Annotated in this window: 5 protein-coding genes and 3 pseudogenes; 6 read left to right on the top strand and 2 right to left on the bottom strand. The window is 60.5% G+C overall.

The window, feature by feature from the left end; genetic code table 11:
• The first annotated feature begins 243 nt into the window (after nucleotides 1-243).
• The 4 genes from ugpB to ugpC all read left to right on the top strand — a co-directional run bounded on the left by ugpB (nucleotide 244) and on the right by ugpC (nucleotide 4,677).
• Entirely contained in the window at nucleotides 244-1,554 is a 1,311-nt protein-coding gene (gene ugpB, locus AC1DUU_RS21295) for a sn-glycerol-3-phosphate ABC transporter substrate-binding protein UgpB (RefSeq protein WP_476785386.1), read from the top strand.
• A gap of 212 nt (nucleotides 1,555-1,766) precedes the next feature.
• Nucleotides 1,767-2,651, top strand: coding sequence for a sn-glycerol-3-phosphate ABC transporter permease UgpA (ugpA, locus tag AC1DUU_RS21290; RefSeq protein ID WP_476785385.1), 885 nt, complete (start codon nucleotides 1,767-1,769; stop codon nucleotides 2,649-2,651).
• Nucleotides 2,652-2,782: 131 nt separating this feature from the next.
• Entirely contained in the window at nucleotides 2,783-3,631 is an 849-nt protein-coding gene (ugpE, locus tag AC1DUU_RS21285) for a sn-glycerol-3-phosphate ABC transporter permease UgpE (protein WP_476785384.1), read from the top strand.
• On the top strand, nucleotides 3,631-4,677 hold the full coding sequence (ugpC, locus tag AC1DUU_RS21280) for a sn-glycerol-3-phosphate ABC transporter ATP-binding protein UgpC (protein WP_476785383.1): 1,047 nt from the start codon (nucleotides 3,631-3,633) through the stop codon (nucleotides 4,675-4,677). Before ugpE ends, ugpC begins: the two co-directional genes overlap by 1 nt.
• Before the next feature lie 20 nt (nucleotides 4,678-4,697).
• Here the strand turns inward: ugpC and AC1DUU_RS21275 are convergent, their stop codons facing one another.
• Nucleotides 4,698-4,952 carry a hypothetical protein gene (locus tag AC1DUU_RS21275; protein WP_476785382.1) on the bottom strand — a complete coding sequence of 85 codons (255 nt, stop codon included), beginning with the start codon at nucleotides 4,950-4,952 and terminating at the stop codon, nucleotides 4,698-4,700.
• A gap of 169 nt (nucleotides 4,953-5,121) precedes the next feature.
• On the opposite strand from AC1DUU_RS21275, the pseudogene AC1DUU_RS21270 reads away from it, so the two are divergent.
• Nucleotides 5,122-5,259: pseudogene (locus tag AC1DUU_RS21270) on the top strand (P-type conjugative transfer protein TrbL); the annotation flags it as partial.
• A 22-nt stretch (nucleotides 5,260-5,281) separates the two neighbouring features.
• Here AC1DUU_RS21270 and AC1DUU_RS21265 read toward each other — a convergent pair.
• Nucleotides 5,282-5,449: pseudogene (locus tag AC1DUU_RS21265) on the bottom strand (transposase domain-containing protein); the annotation flags it as partial.
• 35 nt (nucleotides 5,450-5,484) lie between these two features.
• Here AC1DUU_RS21265 and AC1DUU_RS21260 point away from each other — a divergent pair.
• Nucleotides 5,485-5,690 (top strand): annotated as a pseudogene (locus tag AC1DUU_RS21260) (hypothetical protein); the annotation flags it as partial.

Raw genomic sequence — 5,690 nt, 5'->3', positions numbered from 1 at the left:
AAATGATTTCAGCCTTTTGTTAGCCGGCATTGCTGGCAATTCAGATGAGTCTAATTGTCGGTAAATCGCTTTCGTTTTTTGCAAATGCGAAAATCGATGCTCCGGTTGCAGCGCAAGTGAAAACGAAGCGCGCCAAATGCGACCTTCATACGATCGCTACAAAACTGTTGTAGCGCTGTCATATTCCGACAATACTGCTCCTCGCGGAACTAAACATTTCGCCAACCACAACGGGAGCGAGACATGAAGACCTTAGGCTTCGCGGCCGGAGTTGCCGCCACTATGACGCTGCTATCCAGCACCTCCGCCTTCGCAGTCACCGAGATTTCATGGTGGCACGCCATGACCGGCGCGAACAACGAGGTCGTTGAGAAGCTTTCCAAGGAGTTCAACGAGAGCCAGGCCGATTACAAGATCGTGCCGGTTTTCAAGGGCACCTATCCCGAGACGCTGAATGCCGGCATCGCCGCCTTCCGCGCCAAGCAGCCACCGACGATCATGCAGGTCTTCGATGCGGGCACGGGTACGATGATGGGTGCTGAGGGTGCCATCAAGCCGGTCGCCGAGATCCTGTCGATGGACGGCACGGTCTTTGACAAGAGCCAGTACCTGCCGGGCATCGTCTCTTATTATTCGAAGCCGGACGGCACCATGCTGTCGTTCCCCTACAATTCATCCTCGCCGATCCTCTATTACAACAAGGACATCTTCCAGAAGGCTGGCCTCAACGTCGACAATCCGCCCAAGACCTGGACCGAAGTCTGGGACGCCGCCAAGAAGATCAAGTCGAGCGGTGCCGCGCCCTGCGGCTTCACCTCGACCTGGCTGACCTGGATTCACACCGAGAATTTCGCCGCCTGGAACAATGTCTCCTACGGCACCAATGAAAACGGCATCGGCGGTACCGACGTCGAGCTCAAGATCAACGCTCCGGCCTTCGTCAAGCACTTCCAGGAACTCGCCGATCTCGCCAAGGACGGCACGTTCAAATATGGCGGCCGCACGTCCGAGGCCAAGCAGATCTTCCTCGCCGGCGAATGCGGCATGTTCACCGAATCCTCGGGCGGCCTTGGCGACGTGATCAAGTCGGGMATGAACTATGGCACCGGCCAGCTGCCCTACGAGGCCGACGCTGCGGGTGCTCCGCAAAACACCATCCCGGGCGGTGCTTCGCTGTGGGTCTTCGCCGGCCTGCCGGATGACCAGTACAAGGGCGTAGCCGCCTTCTTCAACTTCCTGTCGCAGACGCCGATCCAGGCGCGCCTGCACCAGGTCTCGGGCTATCTGCCGGTCACGCTCGCAGCTTATGAGGAAACCAAGAAGTCGGGCTTCTACGACAAGAACCCGGCCCGCGAAATCCCGATCAAGCAGATGATGGGCAAGGCGCCGACCGAAAATTCGAAGGGCGTTCGCCTCGTCAACCTGCCGCAGGTCCGCGATATCGAAAACGAAGAGCTCGAAAAGATGCTCGCTGGCCAGCAGACCGCCCAGCAGGCGCTCGACAACACCGTTGCGCGCGGCAACAAGGCGATCCAGGAAGCGATCGGCAACTGACGTCCGTTTGATGTCATCGTAGCGCTGCCCCTCATCCGCCTGCCGGCACCTTCTCCCCGTCATGACGGGGAGAAGGGACAAGCGGCAAGGTGGGCGCCCTCCCTCTCCCCGTCCTTCACGGGGAGAGGGTAAGGGTGAGGGGCGGCGCCAACGCTGGGCCGAAGAATGCGGCGCCACGCAATTTCCGACAAACGCGTAACAAGAGGCCCTCATTGTCCCCACGCGTCGTCTTCCCCAACAAGATCCTGCCTTACCTGCTGGTCGCCCCGCAGCTGGCGATCACGCTGATCTTTTTCTACTGGCCCGCCAGCCAGGCGCTGCGCCAGTCAATGCTGCGCGAGGATCCCTTCGGCCTGTCGTCGAAATTCGTCTGGTTCGCGAATTTCAAGAAGGTGCTGTCGGACCCGTATTACCTTAACTCGATCCAGGTCACGGCGGTGTTTTCGATCGCCACAGCGGCCGTCGCCATGGGTACGGCACTGCTGCTCGCCGTCATGGCCGAAAAGGTGATCCGCGGTCGCGGCATCTATCGCACGCTGATGATCTGGCCTTATGCCGTTGCCCCGGCAATCGCTGGCATGCTGTGGCTGTTTCTGTTCAACCCGTCCATCGGCTCTCTGGCCTACGCCCTGCGCTGGCTGGGTATCAACTGGGACCCGCTGCTCGACGGCGAGCAGGCGATGGCGTTGGTCGTCGCCGCCGCGTCGTGGAAGCAGATCAGCTACAATTTCCTGTTTTTTGTTGCCGGCCTGCAGGCGATCCCCAAGACGCTGATCGAAGCGGCGGCCATCGACGGCGCCAAGCCATTCAAGCGCTTCTGGACAATTGTCTTTCCGCTTCTGGCGCCGACCACATTCTTCCTACTCGTGGTCAACACGGTCTACGCCTTCTTCGACACATTCGGCATCATCCACGCCGTCACCGGCGGCGGGCCGGGCAAGGCGACCGAGACGCTGGTCTACAAGGTCTACAATGACGGCTTCGTCAATCTGATCCTCGGCGACTCGGCGGCACAGTCGGTGATCCTGATGGTCATCGTCATCGCGCTCACCGCCGTCCAGTTCCGCTATGTCGAAAAGAAGGTGCATTATGGGTGAGAGATCAGCCTCCTTCTCCCCGTTCACGGGGAGAAGGTCCCGGCAGAGTGTGGAGTGCTGCCCCTCATCCGACTTCGCTTCGCTCAGCCACCTTCTCCCCGTGAACGGGGAGAAGGAAGGGAGCTGCACCCATGATCGATAAATCCCCGATCCGCACCTTTATCGCGCATGCCGTCCTGATCCTCGGCATCCTGATCGTGGCGTTTCCGATCTACTACACCTTCGTCGCCTCGACCCATTCGCTGCAGACGATCCTGCGCCCGCCGCTGCCGCTTTGGCCCGGCGACCGCTTTTTTGAGAACTATTACGAAGCGCTGTTCGGCGGTGTCGGCCGCATCGGCGGGGTCAGTGTCGCCACGCTTTTGTTCAACACGACGGTTGTTGCGCTTGGCATCGCCATCGGCAAAATCATCATTTCCCTGCTGTCGGCCTACGCCATCGTCTTTTTCCGCTTTCCGCTCAGGATGACGTTCTTCTGGCTGATCTTCATCACGCTGATGCTGCCGGTCGAGGTGCGCATCCTGCCGACCTACAAGGTGATGGTCGATTTCGGCCTGATCGACACCTATACCGGGCTGATCGTGCCGCTGATCGCCTCGGCGACGGCAACGCTTCTGTTCCGCCAGTTCTTTCTCACCATTCCAGGCGAACTGGTCGAGGCAGCTAGGGTCGATGGTGCGGGCCCCTTGCGCTTCTTCTGGGATATCCTTTTGCCCCTGTCGCGCACCAATATCGCGGCCCTGTTCGTCATCTTGTTCATCTACGGCTGGACGCAATATCTCTGGCCGCTTCTCGTCACCAACCGCAACGACATGAACACCATCGTCATTGCGCTCAGGAAGATGATCTCGTTTGCCGATGCCGACACTGAATGGCATCTGGTGATGGTCACTTCCATGCTGGCCATCGTGCCGCCGATCCTGGTCGTTGTGCTTATGCAACGCTGGTTCGTGCGCGGCCTCGTCGATACGGAGAAATAATGGCAACCGTCGATCTCAAGGACGTACGTAAGGTCTATCCCGGCGGGGTCGAAGCGGTGAGAGGCGTCTCCATCGCCATTCCCGACAAGGCGCTGTGCGTGCTCGTCGGCCCCTCCGGCTGCGGCAAGTCCACCTTGCTCAGGATGGTCGCAGGCCTCGAAACCATCTCGGCCGGGACGTGTTCCATCGACGGCAAGGTGGTCAACGCCATCGGCCCGACCGAGCGCGACATTGCCATGGTGTTCCAGAACTATGCGCTCTACCCGCATATGAAGGTCTACGACAACATGGCCTATGGCCTGCGCAATCGCGGCACGCCCAAGGACGAGGTCGACAAGCGCGTGCGCGCCACGGCCGAGACGCTGGAGCTCGCCCATCTGCTCGAGCGCCGTCCGCGCGAGCTTTCCGGCGGCCAGCGCCAGCGCGTCGCCATGGGCCGCGCCATCGTGCGCAACCCSAAGGTCTTYYTGTTCGACGAGCCGCTGTCCAACCTTGAYGCCAAGCTGCGCGGCCAGATGCGTGTCGAGATCAAGAATCTCCAGCGCAAGCTCGGCGTCACCTCGGTCTATGTCACCCACGACCAGCTCGAGGCGATGACGCTGGCCGACGTTCTGGTGGTGATGAATGCCGGGCTGGTCGAACAGCAAGGCGCGCCGCTCGACATCTACGAAAAACCCGCCTCGACCTTTGTCGCAAGTTTTATCGGTGCGCCGCCGATGAACCTGCTGCCCCTGCGAAACGGCCAGCTTGAGGATGCCATCACGCTTCCGACTGTTGCCGGCAATGCCACGACGATCGGCTTCAGGCCCGAGGACTGCGAGGTCGGCGCCGATGGAGCCACGTCAAACGACGGTCTGAGACTCATGGCCAACGTTGAAGGCGTCGAGCCGGTGGGTGCCGAGAGTTTCCTGTATTGCCAGGCCGGCGGTGGCAAGATCGTGGTGCGCGTGCCCGGCCGCACCGAAGTGCGGATCGGCGATCAGCTGCCGATATTTGCGCGGCGCGAAAAACTGCATTTTTTCGGCAGCGACGGCAAGAGAGTGTAGCTTGTCTGTGCGGACGGTTGTCACGAAACCTGGACTGGAACCGGCCCCTTCCTCGACCGGGGCGAAAGGAAGCGGCTCTCGAAGTAGCGGTAAGAAATCTCCGCCATCGCGATTGTCATCGTGTAGGAAATAGCGAACAAGATCAGCCGTCCGGCAAGCGGGAGGCCGTCCCTAGGGATGTCGATCTGCAATGATAGCAGTTGCAGCGTGATAGAGATTGCTAAGGCATGGTAGACATAGGCGCCATAAGAGATCTCTCCGATCCGTTGCAGCATCGGGTGCTGCAACAGCCAATCTAGCGCGGGGTGTTTCGTAACAGCCAGCGCAACCAGCCCGGCAGAGGCGCTTGCCACTGCTGAGTAGGCGAAGATCTGCCGGTACTGGCCCCAGAGGAGTAAGCGCGCAGCTGAGGCCGTTCAGGCCAAGTAGTTCTACGCATGAGCTGAAACCTTCGCTAGCCTGAAGGCATCCGGCACCAGCTTCACGACCGCTGGTCACTTGCGTCCCGGCCGGGTCGCGCAGACTGGCCTTGATGCCGGGCGCCCGCTGCTCGACTCAATCTTCGGCCTGATGGGCTATTGGGTAAGCGCGCAGCTGAGGCCGTTCAGGCCTGGTGGTTCCACGGCATGAGCTGATCGATTTGGGAGATCGGCCAGCGGTTRGCGATGCGATCGAGGGTCTGGGTGAGCCAGGCGAGTGGATCGACGCTGTTCATTTTGGCGGTTTGCAAAAGGGTCGCGATGGTGGCCCAGGTGCTTCCGCCGCCGTCCGACGGGACCTCATGATGCCCGGATTCTAGGGCATGAGGTGGAGGTCGCCTATCCGTTCCACCCGCTGTTCCGGCGGCCCGCGATCGTGATTGCAGATCAGTTCCACAACGGCAGTCGTCATTTGACCCTGCGCTCAGGCGAGTGCCCATCCTTCCTGGTTCCCGCATGGATGCTTGATCCAGCGGTCGCATCGGTCAAAACCACTGACGTTCCGCGCATTTCGGTTGCCCGACTTTTAGATCT

It is taken from the genome of Aminobacter sp. P4_H6_2, assembly GCF_056400805.1.
This window is presented reverse-complemented; position numbering and strand designations above follow the sequence as displayed.

What these genes read in the sequence shown, in the direction of transcription:
- ugpE (WP_476785384.1), top strand. Translation starts at nt 2,783, where the DNA reads ATGATCGATAAATCCCCGATCCGCACCTTTATCGCGCATGCCGTCCTG.
- AC1DUU_RS21275 (WP_476785382.1), bottom strand. Translation starts at nt 4,952, where the DNA reads ATGCTGCAACGGATCGGAGAGATCTCTTATGGCGCCTATGTCTACCAT.